A 20,402-nucleotide genomic window follows, 5' to 3' on the forward strand; every position below is an offset into this window, starting at 1 on the left:
CATAATGTGTCTGGTCGTAGGACCAGTGTGGGAGGGGGCTTGCTCCCGATAGCGGTCGTCAGCTCATGCATCAGGTTGCCATCCACCCCCCAACGCCGTGACCAATCCCACGCTCGCCTGTAACTGCCGTGTCTGCACCGCCTGCAAGGTTCTCTGCGCCTGCAGTGCGGCGGTTTGTGCGGTCACCACATCCAGATAACTCACGGCCCCGGCCTGGTAGCTGTTCATTGCCAGGGTTTGCGTATGTTGCGCCGCATCCGCCGCCGCCTGTTCATCCTGTGCCTCCTGTTGCAAATCCCTTAGCTGCGCCAGGTTATCTTCCACCTCCCGCACGGCCTTCAACACCTGGCTGCGGTATTGCGCAGAGGCTTCTTCAAACTCGGCTTTGGCCTGGCGCTCATTGGCGCTCAAGCGGCCGCCATCAAAGATCGGCAGGTTTACCAACGGCCCCAGCGCCCAGTAACGGTTGCCGGCCGACAGCAGGTTGCCGACGCCTTGGGTCTGCCCGCCAATCAAGCCGGTCAGGCTGAAATCCGGATACCAGGCCGCCTTGGCCACGCCAATATTGGCATTGGCGGCAAACACTCGGCGTTCCGCCGCCGCGATGTCGGGGCGACGTTGCAGCAGCTGGCTGGGCAGTTGTGAAGGCATTCCTGGCAAGGCGATCAGTTGCTGACTTGCCGGCAAGGTGAAGTCGCTGGCCGCTACGCCGACCAATTCGCCGATGGCATGTTCGGTCAGGTTGCGTTGTCCACGCACTTCATCCCATTGTGCCTTGGCTTCGGCCAGTTGGTTTTGGGCGCGGGTCAGGTCCAGCTCAGAAGCAATCTGACCTTCATAGCGGCTACGGGTCAGTTGCAATGCCTGGGTGAAATCATCCAGCGAGCGGTTGAGGATCCGCGCTTGCGCATCCAGCCCATTGAGTTGCACATACAGGGTCGCCAACTGGTGTTGCAGGCTCAGGCGTGCCACCGCCAGGTCGTCCCCGGACGCCTGCGCCTGGGCATCCCCGGCGGCGACCTGATTACGGATCTTGCCCCATAGGTCCAGGTCGTAGCTCAGGGCAAACCCGGCGCTATTGCTGTTGTACACCGACGGCTGCGTGGCGCCGCGCAGTGGCCGTGAATCCGACTGGCGCTGACGCAAGGTTTGCGCGCTGGCGGTGATCTGCGGGAACAGTCCCGCGTGCAGTTGGCTGGCGTAGGCCTGCGACGCATCGAAGTGTGCCAGCGCCGCAGCCAGGTCCGGGTTGGCCTTGAGCAGTTGTTGTTGCAGGTCATTGAGGCGCGAGTCGTGGTAGAGCGTCCACCATTGGGGAGCCAGGTGATCGGACGGTTGCGCGCTGTGCCACGGACCGTCGCTGGTCTGTTCACGGTAGCCGGCCGGCAGGTCCACCGCCGGCACCTGGTAGGCGGGGGCCATCGAGCAGCCTTGCAGCATCAGCAGCATCAATGCGGCGAGGGGTTTAAGCCTTGGGCGCATGCGCACCTCCGGAGGCATCGGCCAGTTGTACCGGGTCACCTTCGCGCAGGGCGTCGGGTGGGTTGTCGACCACGCGGTCGGCGGGTTTCAAACCTTGGTCGACGACCAGGCGCTCGCCGAGGTCGAGGCCGATGTGGATGTCCCGCAGGTGCACGTGGTTCTGCGCATCCAGCACCGCGACTTGGGTGCCCTGGGCGCGAAAGATCAACGCGCTGGCCGGAATGCTGACGCCGTGGGTGTCTGCCGGAATCGGCAGGGTGGCTTCGGCATAGTCACCCGGCAGCAACTCGCCCTTGGGGTTATCGGCGACGAACTGGGCGAGCAGGGTGCCGGAGCGGCGATCGATGGCGGTGGAGTCGCCGATCAGGCGCGCCTTGAAGTATTCGCCGGGATGCTCGGGCACCGTCAGCTCGGCTTCAAGGCCCGGGCGGATCACCGCCGCATAGTTCTGTGGCACCGGCACGTAGAGGCGCAACTGATGCGTGTCGGCGATATCGAACAGTTCCGGGTCGCTGTCGGTATCGGCCTTGATCAACTGGCCGATATCGGTGTTGCGTGCGGTGATGGTGCCGTTGAAGGGCGCGCGCAGGGTCTTGTAGCTCTCCAGCGCCGACAGGCGTGCGTAATCGGCAGCGGCGGCTTCGGCGTTGGCCTTGGCGGCGGCGGCATTGGAGGTTTTTTCATCGGCCTCCTGACGCGACACCGAGTGGCTGGCCAGCAGGTTTTGCCAGCGTGTGGCGGTGGTTTGCGCCAGGCGTGCATCAGCCTGTTGCTGAATCAGCCGGGCGTGGGCTTGTGCCACCTGCTGATCAAGGTCCGGGCTGTCGATTTCGGCGAGCACCTGGCCGGCTTTCACCGGGCTGCCGATGTCGACTTTCCAGTCCTTCAAGTAGCCACTCACCCGGGCGTGGATCGGTGCCTTGCTCCAGGCTTCCAGGTGTGCGGGCAAACGCAGGGTATCGCCGGCGGCGTTCTGTTGGGGTTGGAACACCATCACTTGTGGGATGGCGGCGGTTTCCGTCCAGGCGGTAACCGATTGCTCGTGCAGTGTGCGGGCGTGCAGGCCGTTGGCGACCAACAGGGCGGCCACAGTCAGGCCGCCGACACCCATGAGCATCAAGCGCTTGCGCGAGGGTTTGTGATCAGACGACATGTGAAGTTTCTCCAGCAACAGCGCGAGTAGAGTGACGACCGTGGACCAGGCTGAAGACCACGGGAACAAACAACAAAGTGGCAGTGGTGGCGAGGATCAAGCCGCCGATCACCGCCCGGCCCAGAGGCGCGTTCTGCTCTTCGGAAAGGGCCAGCGGCAACATGCCGATGATCATCGCCAGGGCGGTCATGCACACCGGGCGAAAGCGTGTGTAGCCGGCTTCCAGCGCTGCCTTTAGCGCATCGCCATGTTCGGCCAGGCGTTCGCGGCAGAAGCTCACCACCAGGATCGAGTTGGCGGTGGCCACGCCCATGCACAGGATGGCGCCGGTGAGCGCCGGCACCGACAGCGAGGTGCCGCTGAGGAACAGCATCCACACGATGCCCGCCAAGGCAGCCGGCAGGGCGGTGATGATCACGAACGGGTCGACCCACGACTGGAAGTTGACCACGATCAGCAGGTAGATCAGCACGACCGCACCGAGCAGGCCGAAGCTCAAACCGCTGAAGGCTTCGTGCAACGCGTCGATTTGCCCATGCAGGCTGATCACCGCGCCTTTGGGGCGCATGGAGGCGGTGTCGTCGAGCACTTTTTGCACGTCACGGGCCACGCCCCCCAGGTCACGGCCTTGCACGTTGGCGTACAGGTCCAGGGTCGGTTGGATATTGTAGTGAGTCACCACCGCCGGGCTTTGCACGCGGGAGATGGTTGCCACGCCGCCGAGGATTTGCGACTGCCCATCAGCCCCTGTGACCGGCAGGGCTTCGAGTGACGGCAAGCTGTCCAGGCGGTATTGCGGCGTTGCAGCGACGATGGAGTACGACACGCCATTCGCCGGGTTCAGCCAGAAGGTCGGCGCGGTTTGCGAGCTGCCCGCGAGGGAGGCGACCATGCTGTTGGTCACGTCCTTCTCGGTAATCCCCAGGCCATTGGCACGCAGGCGGTCGACGTTGACTTGCAGCGACGGGTAGCCGGTGGACTGCTGGATACGCAAGTCGGCGATGCCTGGGATGTGCGACAGGCGACGTTCCAGTTCCACGGCGTAGGCGCGGTTTTCTGCATCGCTGCGCCCGGAGATTTTCACATCCAGTGGTGCAGGAGCGCCGAAGTTGAGGATCTGGCTGCTGATGTCGGCCGGCAGGAACGCGAAGTGGCTGCCGGGGAAACTCTGCGGCAAGGCTTCACGCAGTTTTTTCACGTAGTCGGCGGTGGGCGCATGGTCCTTTTTCAGGCTGACCTGGATGTCGCCATCCTGCGGACCGATGGTGCCGCTGCTGCTGTAGGCCATGTCGATGCCGCTCAGCGGAATGCCGATGTTGTCGACGATGGTGTCCAGTTCTTGCGCCGGGATCACTTCGCGAATCCGCGCTTCAATGCGGTCGAACGCCGCCGCGCTTTCTTCGATACGCGTGCCCAGCGGCAAGCGTACGTGCAGGGCCAGGGCGCCGGCGTCGGTGGCCGGAAAGAAATCCTGGCCCAGGCTCGGCAGCAGCAGGAACGAGGCGAGCACGCACACCAGGAAACCTGCGATAAAGCGTTTGCGGTTGCCCAGCGCCAAGGTCAGCAGGCCGTGGTAGGTGTCGCGGATGTTCGAGAAGTGACGCTCGAAGCCTTGCTGAAAATTCAGCACCGATTGCAGCAGGCGATTGCGCGGTTTCTGGTGCTGCTCGCCCTCATGGTGGTTGATGAACTCATCTTCGGGGTGATGCCCTGCGCCTTGCTCCGGCGTATGTGGCTTGAGCAGGAACATTGCCAGGGTCGGCACCAGTGTGCGCGAGAGGATGAACGAGCTGGCCATGGCAAAGATCACCGCCAGGGCCATCGGCCGGAACAGGTAGCCGGCAATCCCGTTCAGCAGGAACATCGGCACGAACACGATGCAGATACACAGCAGCGAGACGAATGCGGGGCCGACGATCTGCGCGGCGCCGTCGAGGATCGCGGTTTTCACCGCCTTGCCTTGTTCCAGGTGCCAGTTGATGTTCTCGATGGTCACCGTGGCGTCGTCCACCAGGATCCCGACCGCCAACGCCAACCCGCCGAGGGTCATCACGTTGAGGGTTTGCCCGCTGACAGCCAGCAGCGCGATGGCTGACAGCACCGCCAGGGGGATCGAGGCGGCAATGATCAGGGTGGAGCGCCAACTGCCGAGGAACAGCAGTATCATTGCACTGGTCAGCAGCGCGGCGATGATGCCTTCCTGGGCTACGCTACCGACCGATTGCTTGACGAACACCGAGGCGTCACCGAGCAGCGAGGTCTTCAGCGAAGGTGGCAGGGTTTCGTTGATGCGCGGCAGCATCTGGCGAATACCGTCGATGATCGACAGGGTGGAAATGCTGCCGTTTTTCAGCGCCGGCATCAGTACGGCGCGGTGGCCGTCGACCCGCACGATATTGGTCTGCGGTGGCGAGCCGTCACGCACGTGGGCGACTTGGCCGATGGTGATCAGCGCGCCGTCGACGGTCTTGATCGGCAGGTCGTTAAGCTCATCGATGGCCTTGGGGCTGTTGTTGAGCAGGATCGTGTATTCGTTGGGGCCGAGCTTGGCGGTGCCCACCGGGATGATCTGGTTTTGCAGCGCCAGGGCATTGCCCACGTCCTGCGCCGACAGGCCTTTGGCGGCGAGTGCCTGGGGGTCGAGGTCGAGGGTGATTTGCCGCTGCTTGCCGCCCATGGGCGTAGGCATGGCCAGGCCGGGCAGGGCACTTAAAGGCAGGCGAATGTTGTTCTGCACCAGGTCGCGGATCTTGGCTTCCGAGAGGCTGGGGCTGGAGAACGCCATTTGCAGGATCGGTACCGTGGAGGCGCTGTAGTTGAGGATCAGTGGCGGCGTGATGCCGGGCGGCATCTGCTTGAGCACGGTTTGTGAAACAGCGGTCACCTGGGCGTTGGCGGTACGGATATCCACGCCGGGCTGGAAGAAGATTTTCACGATGCCCATGCCGGGCAGCGATTGCGATTCGATATGTTCGATGTCGTTGACGGTGGTGCTCAGGGAGCGTTCGTAGGTGTAGATCACCCGGCCGGCCATGGCGTCCGGTGACAGGCCGTTGTACTGCCAGACCACGGCGACTACGGGGATGCCGATATCGGGAAACACATCCGTAGGGGTTCGCAGGGCCGCCATCGGCCCGATGATGCAAATGAATATGGCCAACACGATAAACGTATACGGCTTTTGCAGTGCGGTCTTTACCAGCCCGAGCATGCGTGAACCTCCGAGGGAGCAGGATTGCAAACCCCGGCAGTCTTGCCCGACCCACCTAACACGCACCTTTCAGCCAAATGAAGGAACATTTAGTTAAGCGCTTAAGAACCTTTCATGTGTATTCATTTGTTCTACAAAGGGCTGCTCCCCAAGCTTGTCATCCATCGGACGCGACACTTTTCGCTGCGTCTTTTTACTCATGTCCTATGGAGCCCTGCCATGTCACTTAAACCTGTGCTTTTGATTCCTGCCCTCGGTGCTGTGCTGCTGTTGTCGGCGTGTGCCGGCCCGATCCCCAAGGCGGACCCAAGCGAGGCGTGGATTGGTTTGAAAGAAGAAGCCCCGAATGACCTGATGGCCGAACGCGTCGACGGCAAGCGCGTGGATGACGGGCGTTTTTTTGAAGTACCGCCAGGCGACCATCGCCTGGATGTGACCCTGTTTGAAGAAGAGCCAGGCGACGACAATCAGCAGGACTGCCAGGGGCGGGTCGAGTACAAGCACTTCAAGGCGGGTGAGCATTACACCCTGGTGGAGTCGAGCCTCGGCACTACCGTGCGCGCCGTGCTCAAGGATCGTCACGGCAAGGAAGTTGCCGCGACCCAGGACTTCAATTGCATGCCAGGCTAAGCGTGACGTGCCGCCGACGCCTCTGGTGGCTTGGCGGGTTTGACGTGGGGGTGATGATGGCGACGGGTTACGCGCATCACGCCCCACAACATGGCACTGGCGACAGCCAGCCAACCGCAGATCAACAGGAAAATCGTTGTTGCAAGGCTCATTCTGGCCTCCTTTCGCCCCTTGGGGCACACACACACTTCTTTATGGACAGTCTAGCTACCGGGCGGTTGCCTGCTATTGACCAATGGTCGAGTCTGTCCAACTTGTTTGCTCTATCCCCGGCGTTTTACTGAGACTCAAGGCTATACCGACGTGGCAGAGCACCCTATGATCTGGAGCCTCACCGGCAGTTGATCAAGAGAGTAAAAAATTGCGGTTACGGTCGAACGTTAAAACCACCCTGTTGCTGGCATGTACCTTGGGGCTTGCGGCGTGTTCCGGGCAGCCGTCGAAACTGCCGGGCCTGCCGGAGCGCGTCGAACTCAATGGTGTGCCGACCTTTCGCAGCGAGGCCTACCTGAGTGGCCCCAGTGCTTTGGCCAGCATGCTGTCGCAACAAGGCATTGTCATGACACCTGGCTTGCTGGATAAGCCACTGCATCTACCCGGCGCGGAGGCAGACCTTGAGCGCAACATGCAGGTGCTGGCTCGCGAATACGGGCTGATGGTGTATCCGCTGGACAGCCAACTGACGGCGGTGCTGGCGCAGGTCGCCGCGGGTTACCCGGTGATGGCGCGGCTCAACCCGAGTTTCTGGTCGGGCACCCGCTATGTCGTGGTGGTGGGGTTCAATCAGCAAAAGAGCACGGTGTTGCTGCGCTCGGGCATGGAACGACGGCTGTCGATGAGCTTCAGCGACTTTGAGTCAGCGTGGAAGAGCGCCGGCCACTGGGCCATCCTGACCCAGCGTCCGAGCCAGTTGCCCGCCAATGTGGACGCACAGCGCTGGCGCGATGCGGCCAACGCCACGGCGCAGGCTGGGCAGGAGAGGGCGGCGGCGCAGGCGCTCAAGGTGCTGGCGGAGCGCAAATAAAACCGCGCCCAAGGCGCGATTGTAGTGATCGGGCTTGCCCCGCGCTGGGCGGCGCAGCCGCCCCAAATCCGGTCACCTCGGTATTCCTGAAACACCGCGGCGTTCTTGTTGGGGGCGGCTGCGCCACCCAGCGCGGGGCGAGCCCGCTCACTACAAGAGTTCGGTTGTGGTTACCGGGGGGCTTAGCGGCGCACCTCTGCGGCAATCGGGCGGTTCTTGAGGTTTTTGTCGGCCTTGTAGCGCAACGCGACGTCCGGCACCGACGTGCTCTTGCCGGTCTCGACCCAGTTGCGAATACGACCGGCATCTGCGAAGTGGGTGAATTTGCCGAAGGCGTCCAGGATCACCAATGAAACCGGGCGGTTGCCCATGCTCGTCACCAGCACCAGGCAGTGGCCGGCCTGGTTGGTAAAGCCAGTCTTGGTCAGCTTGATATCCCAGTTGGCGCGGTTGATCAGGTGGTCGGTGTTGGAGAAGCCCAAGGTGTAGTTGGGTTTGCGGAACGACACGGTCTTTTCTTTGGTGGTGCTGAGCTGGCTGAGCATTGGAAACTTGCGTGCATAGGCCAGCAGCTTGCTCAAGTCACGGGCGGTGGACACGTTGTGAATCGACAGGCCGGTGGGTTCCACATAGTGGGTGCTGGTCATGCCCAGCGCCTTGGCCTTGGCGTTCATTGCCGCGATAAACGCGGGGTAGCCGCCCGGGTAGTGGTGAGCCAGGCTGGCAGCTGCGCGGTTTTCCGAGGACATCAGGGCAATCAGCAGCATTTCTTTACGCGGCATTTCGCTGCCGATTTTCACACGGGAGAACACGCCTTTCATTTCCGGCGTGTCCTTGATGTTGATGTCGATGTATTCGTCCATGTTCTGCTTGGCTTCCAGCACCACCAGGCCGGTCATCAATTTACTCACGGAGGCGATGGGTACCACCACGTCGGGGTTGCTGGAATAGATGACTTTGTTGGTCTGTAAGTCGACCAGCATGGCGCTGCCGGAGGCGATTTGCAGTTTGGAAGTATCACGCGGGGCCTGGGTGGTTTCGGCTGCGTGCGCGAAGGTGCCTGTAAATGCAAAAAATAGGCTGACAATAGAGAGACGAATTTTCACGCGGGTGAACTCGCTAAAAAGTAAGGAAATACCGTTCGAGAACGGGTTTTATGATAAATGCCGTTACATTTTAGGAGTATGGATCAATAACTGTCGAATGTTCTTCTAAACCCGGACGAAAGTACTTAAAAACAAAGAAAAAAGTGTTTTAGCCGCGGAAATAAAAAACCCCGCTATAACGCGGGGTTTTTTCAGTACGGCTGGTTATCAGCCGTGCAGGGTTTCTGCTGCGTACAGCGTATTTTCCAGCAAGCAGGCACGAGTCATCGGGCCGACACCGCCTGGCACGGGAGTGATCCAGCCGGCGCGGGGCAGGGCGGTCTCGTAGACCACATCACCGACCAGCTTGCCATCTTCCTGACGGTTGATGCCGACGTCGATCACGATGGCGCCTTCCTTGATCCACTCACCCTTGACCAGGCCCGGCTTACCGGCGGCGACCACCACCAGGTCGGCCCGGCCGACGTGGCCGGCGAGGTCCTTGGTGAAACGGTGGGTGACGGTCACGGTGCAACCGGCCAGCAGCAGTTCCATGGCCATTGGGCGGCCGACGATGTTGGACGCGCCGACGACCACGGCATCGAGGCCGTACAGGTCGACACCGGTGCTTTCCAGCAGGGTCATGATGCCTTTGGGGGTGCAGGGGCGCAGCAGCGGGATACGTTGTGCGAGGCGGCCGACGTTATAAGGATGGAAACCGTCGACGTCTTTGTCCGGGCGGATGCGTTCGAGCAACTTGGAGGCATCCAGATGCTCGGGCAGTGGCAGTTGAAGCAGGACGCCGTCGATGGCCGGGTCGTCGTTGAGCGTGTCGATCAGGTCGGTCAGTGCCTGCTGGGTGGTCTCGGAAGGCAGGTCGTAGGCCTTGGAAATAAAGCCGACCTCTTCACAGTCTTTACGCTTGTGCGAGACATAAACCTGAGAGGCAGGATCGCTGCCGACCAGGATCACCGCGAGGCCGGGCGTGCGCAGACCTTGCTGGCTGCGCTCGGTGACGCGTTTGGCGATCTGCTGGCGCAGGCTGGCGGCGATTGATTTGCCGTCGATAAGTTGTGCAGTCATTACGCGTGGTTAACCATCGAGAGGGGGAAGAAAAGTGCGCGCATTCTCGCACGCCATGACGTGAGGGCAAAGGCGCTTGGTCTGCAAATTGCCCTAACCCCTTAAATAAAATCAGTTTTTTTCAAAAAAGATTTGACGGGTATCAACGCCCTCTATACTATTCGTCGCACTTGTCGGGCACAGCCTAGCACTGGTTAAGAAGGTCGAGCAGAATAGTTGTTCTGCAAGGCTGGAAGCACTTAGTTTGTAATCCTCCAAGAGTACAGATTAATAAGGCGCCCGTAGCTCAGCTGGATAGAGCATCCGCCTTCTAAGCGGATGGTCGCAGGTTCGAGTCCTGCCGGGTGCGCCATTAGGCAGCTTTGGCACAAGTAGCGCTATATGGTGGGCGTAGCTCAGTTGGTAGAGCACGGGATTGTGACTCCCGTTGTCGAGGGTTCGATCCCCTTCGTCCACCCCATATTTAGAAGGGCGCCAGATTAATCATCTGGCGCCTTTGCTTTAAGAGCTTCAAGCGCGGATGTGGTGGAATTGGTAGACACACTGGATTTAGGTTCCAGCGCCGCGAGGCGTAAGAGTTCGAGTCTCTTCATCCGCACCAAATAAAGCTTGGCCCCGTTGAAAAGCAGGGTAGGGCTCAACAAAGAAGTGGTTTGGTTTCTTTGTTAACGCAATATGGTGGGCGTAGCTCAGTTGGTAGAGCACGGGATTGTGACTCCCGTTGTCGAGGGTTCGATCCCCTTCGTCCACCCCATATTCGAAAGGCGCCAGATTTAACAGTCTGGCGCCTTTTTTGGTTTCAGCGGTTCGAATATTCCGCGGCTGCAGGTAGTGGGTCGCAAGGGCAGGGCGTTTCGTCGTATTTGTGTATCTCGATGATGCCGCACTGCCTGCCGCCCCGTCTGAGGGGTGGGCCGTCAGGGAGATGGATGACGACTTCCTCTATATATAGAAGGAGCGGCGCAGAGCCCTGGCGTGATGGGCTGTATTTGTCAGCGGGGCGGGGGGCATCAGTGCCTTCGTACCGATAAATTGCCGGCTGTTTTCGGGCGTATTTCCAGTAGGGTGACTTCTTGAGTTTGACCCACTAGAATGCATGCCCTTGATTGGGGTCGGAAATGGCCGGCTAACGTCTGTGCAACGAGGAATATCCATGCAAGTTTCTGTTGAAAATACTACTGCTATCGAGCGTCGCCTGAGCATCACCGTGCCGGCTGAGCGTATCGAGACTGCGGTCAACAAGCGTCTGCAGCAGACTGCCCAGAAGGCCAAGATCGCTGGTTTCCGTCCAGGCAAAGTGCCAATGAGCGAAATCAAGCGTCGTTTTGGTGCCGATGCGCGTCAGGAAGCTGTAGGTGACGTGATCCAGGCTTCTTTCTACGAAGCCGTTGTCGAGCACAAGCTGAACCCGGCTGGCTCGCCATCGATCGAGCCTAAGTCCCTGGAAGCCGGCAAGGACCTGGAATACGTTGCCGTATTCGAAGTGTTCCCTGAGTTTGAAGTGGCCGGTTTCGACGGTATCACCGTTGAGCGCCTGAGCGCTGACGTAGCTGATGCCGACCTGGACAACATGCTGGAAATCCTGCGCAAGCAGAACACCCGTTTCGAAGTGGCCGACCGCGCTGCCCAGAACGAAGACCAGCTGAACATCGATTTCGTGGGCAAGGTTGACGGCGAAGCATTCGCTGGCGGCTCCGCCAAGGGTACTCAGCTGGTGCTGGGTTCCAACCGCATGATCCCTGGTTTCGAAGACGGCCTGGTTGGCGCTAAAGCCGGCGAAGAGCGCGTGCTGAACCTGACTTTCCCTGCTGACTACCAGAACCTGGACCTGGCCGGCAAAGCCGCTGAGTTCACCGTGACCGTCAACAGCGTTTCCGAGCCTAAGCTGCCAGAGCTGAACGAAGAGTTCTTCGCGCAATTCGGTATCAAGGAAACCGGTATCGAAGGCTTCCGTACCGAAGTTCGCAAGAACATGGAGCGCGAGCTGCGTCAGGCCATCAAGTCCAAGGTCAAGAACCAGGTCATGGACGGTCTGCTGGCCGCCAACCCGATCGAAGTGCCCAAGGCTCTGCTGTCCAACGAAGTGGATCGCCTGCGCGTTCAAGCGGTTCAGCAGTTCGGTGGCAACATCAAGCCTGATCAACTGCCGGCCGAACTGTTCGAAGAGCAAGCCAAGCGCCGTGTCGTGCTGGGCCTGGTCGTGGCTGAAGTGGTCAAGCAGCACGACCTCAAGCCTGACGAAGATCGCGTTCGCGAAATGATCCAGGAAATGGCTTCGGCCTACCAGGAGCCTGAGCAGGTCGTGGCTTGGTACTACAAGAACGACCAGCAACTGAACGAAGTACGTTCGGTTGTGCTGGAAGAACAAGTTGTGGATACTGTTCTGCAGAAGGCTAAGGTGACCGACAAAGCGGTCTCTTACGAAGAAGCAGTCAAGCCGGCGGAAGCAGCACAAGCCGACTGATTGTCCAACTCGTTGGAAATACAACCATAAGCCAGCCTCGCGCTGGCTTATGCGTTTTCAAGACATGACTATTTGGGAGTAACTGCAGAGCATGTTCCGTAATTCCTATATTCAGCAGAACTCTGATATCCAGGCCGCCGGCGGCCTGGTCCCGATGGTTGTCGAGCAATCTGCTCGTGGCGAACGCGCCTACGACATCTACTCGCGCCTGCTCAAGGAGCGAGTGATCTTTCTGGTTGGTCCGGTAGAGGACTACATGGCCAACCTGATCTGTGCGCAACTGCTGTTCCTTGAAGCGGAAAACCCGGACAAGGACATCCATCTCTACATCAACTCTCCAGGCGGTTCGGTGACGGCGGGCATGTCGATCTACGACACCATGCAGTTCATCAAGCCGAACGTGTCGACCACTTGCATCGGCCAGGCCTGCAGCATGGGCGCTTTCCTGCTGACTGCCGGTGCCGAGGGCAAGCGTTTCTGCCTGCCTAACTCGCGAGTGATGATTCACCAGCCACTGGGCGGCTTCCAGGGCCAGGCGTCGGATATCGAAATCCACGCCAAGGAAATCCTGTTTATTCGTGAGCGTCTCAACACGCTGATGGCCAAGCACAGCGGGCGCACCCTCGAAGAAATCGAGCGTGACACCAACCGCGACAATTTCATGAGTGCCGAAGCCGCGCGTGAATACGGGCTGATCGACGCAGTGATCGACAAGCGCCCTGCTTAATATAAGCCGCTCAAAATAGGGCTGGTCGGCATGTCCGACCACCGGCGGGCTTGAAAAAGCCCGCATAAGCCTTCATCTTGTGTTGCAAGCCTATCGGATTTGGATCGAACGAATGACTGACACCCGCAACGGCGAGGACAACGGCAAGCTGCTCTATTGCTCCTTCTGCGGCAAAAGCCAGCATGAAGTACGCAAGTTGATTGCCGGCCCCTCGGTGTTTATCTGCGACGAGTGCGTCGACCTGTGCAATGACATCATCCGCGAGGAGGTGCAGGAAGCCCAGGCCGAGAGCAGCGCGCATAAATTGCCTTCGCCTAAAGAAATCAGCGGCATCCTTGACCAGTATGTAATTGGTCAAGAGCGTGCAAAGAAGGTTCTGGCCGTAGCGGTGTACAACCACTACAAGCGCTTGAACCAGCGTGACAAGAAGGGCGACGAAGTCGAACTCGGCAAGAGCAACATCTTGCTGATCGGCCCGACAGGCTCGGGTAAAACCCTGCTTGCCGAAACCCTCGCTCGCCTGTTGAACGTTCCGTTCACCATCGCCGACGCCACCACCCTCACCGAGGCTGGCTACGTGGGCGAAGACGTCGAGAACATCATTCAAAAGCTGCTGCAGAAGTGCGACTACGATGTAGAGAAAGCCCAGATGGGTATTGTCTACATCGACGAAATCGACAAGATTTCGCGCAAGTCGGACAACCCGTCCATCACCCGGGATGTTTCCGGTGAAGGCGTGCAGCAGGCCCTGTTGAAACTGATTGAAGGCACGGTGGCTTCCGTTCCGCCTCAAGGTGGTCGCAAGCACCCGCAGCAGGAATTCCTTCAGGTCGATACGCGCAACATCCTGTTCATCTGTGGTGGTGCGTTCTCCGGTCTCGAAAAGGTCATCCAGCAGCGCTCCACCCGTGGTGGCATCGGTTTCAGTGCGGAAGTGCGCAGCAAGGAAGAAGGCAAGAAGGTGGGCGAGTCCCTGCGTGAAGTCGAGCCTGACGATTTGGTCAAGTTCGGTCTGATCCCGGAATTCGTCGGCCGTCTGCCGGTCCTGGCCACGTTGGACGAATTGGATGAGGCGGCTCTGATTCAGATCCTCACCGAGCCGAAAAACGCCCTGACCAAGCAATACGCCAAGCTGTTCGAGATGGAAGGTGTAGACCTCGAGTTCCGTACCGACGCGCTCAAATCAGTGGCCAAGCGGGCATTGGAGCGCAAGACCGGTGCACGTGGTCTGCGTTCGATTCTTGAAGGCGTGTTGCTCGACACCATGTACGAAATTCCCTCGCAGTCCGAGGTGAGTAAGGTGGTGATCGACGAAAGCGTTATCGAAGGCAAGTCCAAGCCACTGTATATCTACGAAAACAGTGAGCCGACTGCCAAGGCTGCGCCGGACGCGTAAGCGTTTTGCAGCTGCAGTACCAGCAAGGGGCCTTTCGGGGCCCCTTTGTTTTTGGTGTGCCTTTTGGGGTGGTTTTTCAGGGCGGCTTTTAAATTCATAGGTATTCATGCGTTTAACTGCTGGCATTGAGCTTGTTTTTTTTGCATGCAGCCCCCATCTTGGCTCCAAGCTTATTTTTCAACTGTCATAGAGGCGAAATCATGAAGACAACCAGCGAATTGCCTCTCCTGCCGTTGCGTGATGTCGTCGTCTATCCGCACATGGTTATCCCGCTGTTCGTGGGGCGCGAGAAGTCTATCGAAGCCCTCGAGGCTGCGATGACGGGCGACAAGCAGATCCTGCTGTTGGCCCAGAAGAATCCTGCTGATGATGATCCGGGCGAAGAAGCCCTGTATCGCGTCGGCACCATTGCCACCGTGCTGCAACTGCTCAAGCTGCCTGATGGCACCGTCAAGGTGCTGGTCGAAGGCGAGCAGCGTGGCGCGGTCGAGCGTTTCATGGAGGTGGATGGTCACCTGCGTGCCGAAGTCGCGTTGATCGACGAAGTCGAAGCCCCTGAGCGCGAATCCGAAGTGTTTGTACGCAGCCTGCTCTCGCAGTTCGAGCAGTATGTGCAGTTGGGCAAGAAAGTCCCGGCTGAAGTCCTGTCGTCCCTCAACAGCATTGATGAGCCAAGCCGCCTGGTCGATACCATGGCTGCGCACATGGCGCTGAAAATCGAGCAGAAGCAGGACATTCTCGAAATCATCGACCTGGCCGCCCGCGTTGAACATGTGCTGGCACTGCTGGATGGCGAAATCGACCTGTTGCAGGTTGAGAAGCGCATCCGTGGTCGTGTGAAGAAGCAAATGGAGCGCAGCCAGCGCGAGTACTACCTGAATGAGCAGATGAAGGCCATTCAGAAGGAGCTTGGCGACAGCGAGGAAGGCCACAATGAAATCGAGGAGCTGAAAAAGCGTATCGATGCCGCCGGCCTGCCGAAGGACGCCCTGGCCAAAGCCACCGCCGAGCTGAACAAGCTCAAGCAAATGTCCCCGATGTCGGCCGAAGCCACCGTGGTTCGCTCCTACATCGACTGGCTGGTGCAGGTGCCGTGGAAGGCCCAGACCAAGGTGCGCCTGGACCTGGCTCGTGCAGAAGATATCCTCGACGCCGATCACTATGGCCTCGAAGAAGTCAAAGAACGCATCCTCGAATACCTCGCCGTGCAAAAGCGCGTGAAGAAGATTCGTGGTCCGGTGTTGTGCCTGGTCGGCCCTCCAGGTGTGGGTAAAACCTCCCTGGCCGAATCCATCGCCAACGCCACCAACCGCAAATTCGTGCGCATGGCCCTGGGTGGTGTGCGTGATGAGGCGGAAATCCGTGGTCATCGCCGGACTTATATCGGTTCGATGCCAGGAAGATTGATTCAAAAGATGACAAAGGTCGGTGTGCGCAACCCACTGTTCCTGCTCGATGAAATCGACAAAATGGGCAGCGATATGCGGGGCGATCCGGCATCGGCTTTGCTCGAAGTGCTCGACCCGGAGCAGAACCATAATTTCAATGACCATTACCTGGAGGTCGATTACGACCTGTCCGACGTGATGTTCCTGTGCACCTCCAACTCCATGAACATTCCGCCAGCCTTGCTGGACCGGATGGAGGTGATTCGTCTGCCGGGTTACACCGAAGACGAGAAGATCAACATCGCCGTCAAGTACCTCGCGCCCAAGCAGATTTCGGCCAATGGCCTGAAAAAGGGCGAGATCGAATTTGAGGTCGAGACGATCCGCGACATCGTGCGCTATTACACCCGCGAGGCCGGTGTGCGGGGGCTTGAGCGCCAGATCGCGAAGATCTGCCGCAAGGCCGTGAAGGAGCATGCGCTGGAAAAACGCTTCTGCGTCAAGGTCACTGCAGACTCCCTGGAGCACTTCCTGGGCGTGCGCAAATTCCGTTATGGCCTGGCTGAGCAGCAGGACCAGGTAGGGCAGGTGACTGGCCTGGCATGGACCCAGGTGGGCGGCGAATTGCTGACCATTGAAGCGGCGGTGATCCCTGGCAAGGGCCAGTTGATCAAGACCGGCTCGCTGGGTGATGTGATGGTTGAATCCATCACTGCCGCGCAAACCGTGGTGCGCAGCCGCGCCAAGAGCCTGGGCATCCCCCTGGACTTCCACGAGAAGCACGACACGCACATCCACATGCCGGAAGGGGCGACTCCGAAGGATGGCCCTAGCGCCGGCGTAGGCATGTGCACGGCCCTGGTGTCGGCATTGACCGGCATTCCGGTGCGAGCGGATGTGGCCATGACCGGGGAAATTACCCTGCGTGGTCAGGTACTGGCTATCGGTGGTCTGAAAGAGAAATTGCTGGCCGCGCACCGGGGTGGAATCAAGACGGTGATCATTCCTGAAGAGAATGTCCGCGACTTGAAGGAAATTCCTGACAATATCAAGCAAGATCTTCAGATTAAACCCGTTAAATGGATTGACGAGGTCCTGCAAATTGCGCTGCAATACGCGCCGGAGCCCTTGCCGGATGTGGCTCCGGAGATCGTCGCGAAGGATGAAAAACGTGAGTCTGATTCCAAGGAAAGAATTAGCACGCATTAATGCGCTTAAGCCTGGGGGCTTCCTTGACAGATTTTTAGAGCCCTTGTTATAAAGCGGCTCTTAAGTGTCTGTAGGCCATTCAGCACTGGTTTTTGCTTTCACCAAAAAACTTAGAATCATACTCAATAGATATATAAGGGGACTTAGAGTGAACAAGTCGGAACTGATTGATGCTGTTGCCGCATCCGCTGATATCCCGAAAGCCGCTGCTGGCCGTGCGCTGGACGCAGTTATCGAATCCGTCACTGGCGCTCTGAAGGCCGGCGACTCCGTGGTGCTGGTAGGCTTTGGTACTTTCTCTGTGACTGACCGCCCAGCTCGCGTTGGCCGCAACCCACAGACTGGCAAAGCACTGCAAATCGCTGCTGCCAAGAAACCAGGTTTCAAAGCCGGTAAAGCCCTGAAAGAAGCCGTTAACTAAGCCTCGTTCAAGCCTTACCTATCCGGGTCAGACGCAGGTCTGGCCTGGCAGCGGAGCGGCACAGCCGACCCAGGTATCCACCGGGTCGCAACGCCGGGGGTGTGGGTTCAAACCCCCGTCCGCTCCGCCAGTTACGAGAAGGCGCATCCTCGGATGCGCCTTTCTTCTATCCGGACTCTACCCACGCTCCACGGTTGCCTAATTTTGAAGTTCAACCGTTTCTGGGGGACGCATGCTGCAAAATATCAGGGACAATTCACAAGGCTGGATTGCCAAGACCATTATCGGGATCATCGTCGCATTGATGGCGTTCACCGGTATCGAAGCCATTTTCCAGGCTTCGACCAACAACAAGCAGGACGTGGCCAAGGTCAACGGTGAAGAAATCACCCAGACCGAATTGAGCCAGGCCGTCGATATGCAACGTCGTCAGCTGATGCAACAGCTGGGCAAGGATTTCGATGCTTCCCTGCTGGACGAGAAGTTGCTGCGCGATGCGGCCCTCAAAGGGCTGATCGACCGCAAGCTGTTGCTGCAAGGCGCTGCGAATTCCAAGTTTGGCTTCTCCGAAGCAGCCTTGGACCAGGTCATCCTGCAGACGCCGGAATTCCAGGTGGACGGCAAGTTCAATCCTGAACGCTTTGACCAGGTGATCCGTCAGCTGGGTTACAGCCGTATGCAATTCCGTCAGATGCTGACCCAGGAAATGCTCATCGGCCAGGTTCGCGCAGGTATTGCCGGCAGCGGTTTCGTGACCGACGCCGAAGTGCTCGCATTCGCCCGCCTGGAAAAACAGACCCGCGATTTCGCCACCGTGAATGTCAAGGCCGACCCTGCGGCGGTGAAGCTCACTGACGACGAGGTCAAGGCTTACTATGACCAGCACGCCAAAGAGTTCATGACCCCGGACCAGGTGGTCATCGACTACCTGGAACTGAAGAAGTCATCCTTCTTCGACCAGGTCACCGTCAAGGACGATGAACTGCAGGCTGCCTATCAGAAAGAAACCGCCAACCTCGCTGAACAGCGTCGCGCCGCGCACATTCTGATTGAAGTCAACGACAAGACCACCGACGCGCAAGCCAAGGCCAAGCTCGAGGAAATCCAGGCGCGCCTGGCCAAGGGCGAGAAGTTCGAAGCCCTGGCCAAGGAGTTCTCCCAGGACCCGGGTTCGGCCAACAATGGCGGTGACCTCGGTTTCGCCGGCCCAGGCGTCTATGACCCGGCGTTTGAAACTGCCCTGTATGCCTTGAACAAGGACCAGGTGTCGGCCCCGGTGCGCACCACCTTCGGTTGGCACCTGATCAAGTTGTTGGGCGTTGAAGCACCGCAGGTGCCATCGTTTGCCAGCCTGAAAGACAAGCTGACCCGCGAGCTCAAGACCCAACAGGTTGAACAGCGTTTTGTCGAAGCCACCAAGCAATTGGAAGACGCGGCTTTCGAAGCCTCCGACCTGGCTCAGCCGGCGTCCGACCTGAAGCTGACCGTGCACACCTCCGCGCCATTTGGCCGTGAGGGTGGTGAAGGTATCGCGGCCAACCGTGCCGTGGTCACCGCTGCGTTCAGCCCGGAAGTGCTGGATGAGGGTGCCAACAGCACCGCCATCGAGCTGGACCCGGAAACCGTCATCGTGCTGCGTGCCAAAGAGCACCTCAAGCCGGCGCAATTGCCGCTGGAGCGTGTTGCTGCGGCGATTCGCACCCAGATGACCAAGGAGCGCGCCAGCGCGGCGGCCAAGGCTCACGCTGACGAAGTGATCGCCAGCCTGCGCGACGGCAAGACCCCGTTGGGCCAGCCGGTCGACGGCCAGGCCTGGAAAGTCACCGAAGCGGCGACCCGTAACGCCGAGGCTGTTGATCCAGCAGTGCTGCAAGCCCTGTTCCGTATGCCCAAGCCTGCGAGCAAGGACAAGCCGACGTTCACTACGGTGACCCTGGCTGATGGCAGCCTGGTGATCGTGCGCCTGAACGGCGTCAACGAAGCGGCAGCCCCGTCGGACGAAGAAAAGGCGCAATACCGTCGATTCCTCGCTTCGCGCATTGGCCAGCAAGACTTTGCGGCGTACCGTAAGCAGTTGGAAACCCAGGCTGACATCAAGAAGTTCTGATGACGGTTTGAATGAAAAGCCCCCGGCCTGAAAAGACCGGGGGTTTTTTTATGGTGCTTGATCTGTAGATCTGTGACGTTTTACCGACAGGAATATGCGCGCCAAGGTCTCGTTCTGTTGCACAATACCGCCCTGACTGTTTTCCTCAGGATTTTCGATGTCGACATCATTTCACGTGCGTAGCCTCGGGTTGGCGCTTGTGTTGGCGGGCGCCGCGGGCTGCTCGTCGCCCAAGACCGCTATTTATGAACATGAGAACTTCGACGATTCCGGTACGTTTTCCCGTGATTATCCGGTCAGTGCCACGGCGTCCTGCGAGGCGGCGCGGCGGGCGCTGCTGAGCCAGGGCTACATCATCACCAGCAGCGATCCCAAACTGGTGGTGGGCAACAAGAGCTTCCAGCAAACCGGCGAAACCCACATGCAGATCAGCTTCAATGTGGTGTGTGCCAATGATGGCAAGGGCAACAATCACTCGACGATGTTTGCCAACGCCTTGCAGGACCGGTATGCGCTGAAGAAGGTCAACAACTCCGCGAGCCTGGGTGTGGGTGTGCTGGGCTCGGTGTCGATGCCGATCGGCTCCACCGATGACTCGATGGTGAAGGTGGCGAGTGAGACCGTATCGGCACCGAAGTTCTATGAGCGTTACTTTGCGCTGGTGGACGTGTTCCTGCCGCAGGAAGCGAAGCCGGCCGAGAGTAGCCCTGAGAAGCCGAAAGCCGAGCTGGGGGTGCCGGAGCCCAAGGCTGCACCGGCTACCGAGAAGGTCGAGCCACCGAAGGAGGCGCCGACCACCTCATCGCCGGCCGCTGCACCGGCAGCCGTTTCGCAGCCCGCTGTTTCGCAACCGGCCGGTTCTCAGCCTGCCAGCTCGCAGCCTGCCAGTTCTCAGCCTGTCACGCCGCCTGTCGAGGCCGCGCCGATTGTGCCGCAAGCAGAGCCTGCACCGGCGCCTACTCGCCCGGACCTGCCGCCGCCGACAGAGGTGATTGCACCCCTGCCGACGCCTGGGCAGTAAC

General features: G+C 59.5%; 15 protein-coding genes and 4 tRNA genes. 13 read left to right on the forward strand and 6 right to left on the reverse strand.

All coding sequences use genetic code 11. From position 1 onward, the window contains the following. Positions 1–63: 63 nt before the first annotated feature. From JBE38_RS03675 to JBE38_RS03685, 3 genes are read right to left on the reverse strand one after another with little or no spacing between them, the layout of a single operon-like run. Entirely contained in the window at positions 64–1,482 is a 1,419-nt protein-coding gene (locus JBE38_RS03675) for an efflux transporter outer membrane subunit (protein ID WP_205343598.1), read from the reverse strand. Then, the gene (locus JBE38_RS03680) at positions 1,466–2,635 is read right to left on the reverse strand and encodes an efflux RND transporter periplasmic adaptor subunit (RefSeq protein WP_205343599.1); all 1,170 of its coding nucleotides are present in this window, start codon (positions 2,633–2,635) and stop codon (positions 1,466–1,468) included. Before JBE38_RS03680 ends, JBE38_RS03675 begins: the two co-directional genes overlap by 17 nt. Continuing rightward, entirely contained in the window at positions 2,625–5,846 is a 3,222-nt protein-coding gene (locus JBE38_RS03685; protein WP_205343600.1) for an efflux RND transporter permease subunit, read from the reverse strand. Before JBE38_RS03685 ends, JBE38_RS03680 begins: the two co-directional genes overlap by 11 nt. Positions 5,847–6,065: 219 nt before the next feature. Between JBE38_RS03685 and JBE38_RS03690 the strand changes: the two genes are divergently transcribed. Beyond that, positions 6,066–6,476, forward strand: coding sequence for a PA0061/PA0062 family lipoprotein (locus JBE38_RS03690; protein WP_205343601.1), 411 nt, complete (start codon positions 6,066–6,068; stop codon positions 6,474–6,476). Here JBE38_RS03690 and JBE38_RS03695 read toward each other — a convergent pair. Then, positions 6,473–6,628: a hypothetical protein gene (locus JBE38_RS03695; RefSeq protein WP_162843524.1), complete on the reverse strand. Its 156-nt coding sequence runs from the start codon at positions 6,626–6,628 to the stop codon at positions 6,473–6,475. The two genes, JBE38_RS03690 and JBE38_RS03695, sit on opposite strands and share 4 nt — an antisense overlap. A 209-nt stretch (positions 6,629–6,837) precedes the next feature. Between JBE38_RS03695 and JBE38_RS03700 the strand changes: the two genes are divergently transcribed. Continuing rightward, a complete protein-coding gene (locus JBE38_RS03700; protein ID WP_104994203.1) occupies positions 6,838–7,500 on the forward strand; it encodes a peptidase C39 family protein in 663 nt (220 codons plus the stop codon). 182 nt (positions 7,501–7,682) lie between these two features. On the opposite strand, the gene pbpG is transcribed toward JBE38_RS03700, so the two are convergent. Beyond that, positions 7,683–8,606: a D-alanyl-D-alanine endopeptidase gene (pbpG, locus tag JBE38_RS03705; RefSeq protein WP_060756764.1), complete on the reverse strand. Its 924-nt coding sequence runs from the start codon at positions 8,604–8,606 to the stop codon at positions 7,683–7,685. Positions 8,607–8,813: 207 nt separating this feature from the next. Continuing rightward, positions 8,814–9,668 (reverse strand): bifunctional methylenetetrahydrofolate dehydrogenase/methenyltetrahydrofolate cyclohydrolase FolD, encoded by an 855-nt coding sequence (gene folD / locus JBE38_RS03710; RefSeq protein ID WP_090370085.1) that lies wholly within the window; start codon positions 9,666–9,668, stop codon positions 8,814–8,816. A gap of 275 nt (positions 9,669–9,943) precedes the next feature. Between folD and JBE38_RS03715 the strand changes: the two genes are divergently transcribed. The 11 genes from JBE38_RS03715 (at position 9,944) to JBE38_RS03765 (ending at position 20,401) form a co-directional block, all read left to right on the forward strand. Then, positions 9,944–10,020, forward strand: a tRNA-Arg gene (locus tag JBE38_RS03715). Positions 10,021–10,052: 32 nt separating this feature from the next. Next, positions 10,053–10,128: transfer RNA gene (locus JBE38_RS03720), tRNA-His, on the forward strand. Between the two features lie 56 nt (positions 10,129–10,184). Further along, positions 10,185–10,269: transfer RNA gene (locus tag JBE38_RS03725), tRNA-Leu, on the forward strand. Between the two features lie 77 nt (positions 10,270–10,346). Then, a tRNA-His gene (locus JBE38_RS03730) sits at positions 10,347–10,422 on the forward strand. A gap of 399 nt (positions 10,423–10,821) precedes the next feature. Next, positions 10,822–12,132 (forward strand): trigger factor, encoded by a 1,311-nt coding sequence (gene tig, locus JBE38_RS03735; RefSeq protein WP_060756762.1) that lies wholly within the window; start codon positions 10,822–10,824, stop codon positions 12,130–12,132. Positions 12,133–12,223: 91 nt separating this feature from the next. Continuing rightward, positions 12,224–12,859, forward strand: coding sequence for an ATP-dependent Clp endopeptidase proteolytic subunit ClpP (gene clpP, locus JBE38_RS03740; protein WP_016974096.1), 636 nt, complete (start codon positions 12,224–12,226; stop codon positions 12,857–12,859). Between the two features lie 112 nt (positions 12,860–12,971). Next, positions 12,972–14,255, forward strand: a complete 1,284-nt coding sequence (clpX, locus tag JBE38_RS03745; RefSeq protein ID WP_003238279.1) for an ATP-dependent Clp protease ATP-binding subunit ClpX — start codon at positions 12,972–12,974, stop codon at positions 14,253–14,255. A gap of 200 nt (positions 14,256–14,455) precedes the next feature. Beyond that, positions 14,456–16,852: an endopeptidase La gene (gene lon, locus JBE38_RS03750; protein ID WP_060756761.1), complete on the forward strand. Its 2,397-nt coding sequence runs from the start codon at positions 14,456–14,458 to the stop codon at positions 16,850–16,852. Between the two features lie 148 nt (positions 16,853–17,000). After that, positions 17,001–17,273 carry an HU family DNA-binding protein gene (locus JBE38_RS03755; RefSeq protein WP_060756760.1) on the forward strand — a complete coding sequence of 91 codons (273 nt, stop codon included), beginning with the start codon at positions 17,001–17,003 and terminating at the stop codon, positions 17,271–17,273. A gap of 232 nt (positions 17,274–17,505) precedes the next feature. Next, positions 17,506–19,380, forward strand: a complete 1,875-nt coding sequence (locus JBE38_RS03760; protein ID WP_205343602.1) for a SurA N-terminal domain-containing protein — start codon at positions 17,506–17,508, stop codon at positions 19,378–19,380. Between the two features lie 157 nt (positions 19,381–19,537). Then, positions 19,538–20,401 (forward strand): DUF2242 domain-containing protein, encoded by an 864-nt coding sequence (locus JBE38_RS03765; protein ID WP_161549201.1) that lies wholly within the window; start codon positions 19,538–19,540, stop codon positions 20,399–20,401. The last annotated feature ends 1 nt before the right edge of the window (position 20,402 follow it).

This window comes from Pseudomonas sp. ICBG1301 (assembly GCF_016918385.1).
Classification (GTDB): domain Bacteria; phylum Pseudomonadota; class Gammaproteobacteria; order Pseudomonadales; family Pseudomonadaceae; genus Aquipseudomonas; species Aquipseudomonas palleroniana.

Excerpts from the sequence above, each read along its gene's own strand:
- JBE38_RS03675 (WP_205343598.1), bottom strand. The coding sequence starts at position 1,482 with ATGCGCCCAAGGCTTAAACCCCTCGCCGCATTGATGCTGCTGATGCTG.
- JBE38_RS03680 (WP_205343599.1), bottom strand. The coding sequence starts at position 2,635 with ATGTCGTCTGATCACAAACCCTCGCGCAAGCGCTTGATGCTCATGGGT.
- JBE38_RS03685 (WP_205343600.1), bottom strand. The coding sequence starts at position 5,846 with ATGCTCGGGCTGGTAAAGACCGCACTGCAAAAGCCGTATACGTTTATC.
- JBE38_RS03690 (WP_205343601.1), top strand. The coding sequence starts at position 6,066 with ATGTCACTTAAACCTGTGCTTTTGATTCCTGCCCTCGGTGCTGTGCTG.
- JBE38_RS03695 (WP_162843524.1), bottom strand. The coding sequence starts at position 6,628 with ATGAGCCTTGCAACAACGATTTTCCTGTTGATCTGCGGTTGGCTGGCT.
- folD (WP_090370085.1), bottom strand. The coding sequence starts at position 9,668 with ATGACTGCACAACTTATCGACGGCAAATCAATCGCCGCCAGCCTGCGC.
- tig (WP_060756762.1), top strand. The coding sequence starts at position 10,822 with ATGCAAGTTTCTGTTGAAAATACTACTGCTATCGAGCGTCGCCTGAGC.
- clpP (WP_016974096.1), top strand. The coding sequence starts at position 12,224 with ATGTTCCGTAATTCCTATATTCAGCAGAACTCTGATATCCAGGCCGCC.
- clpX (WP_003238279.1), top strand. The coding sequence starts at position 12,972 with ATGACTGACACCCGCAACGGCGAGGACAACGGCAAGCTGCTCTATTGC.
- lon (WP_060756761.1), top strand. The coding sequence starts at position 14,456 with ATGAAGACAACCAGCGAATTGCCTCTCCTGCCGTTGCGTGATGTCGTC.
- JBE38_RS03760 (WP_205343602.1), top strand. The coding sequence starts at position 17,506 with ATGCTGCAAAATATCAGGGACAATTCACAAGGCTGGATTGCCAAGACC.
- JBE38_RS03765 (WP_161549201.1), top strand. The coding sequence starts at position 19,538 with ATGTCGACATCATTTCACGTGCGTAGCCTCGGGTTGGCGCTTGTGTTG.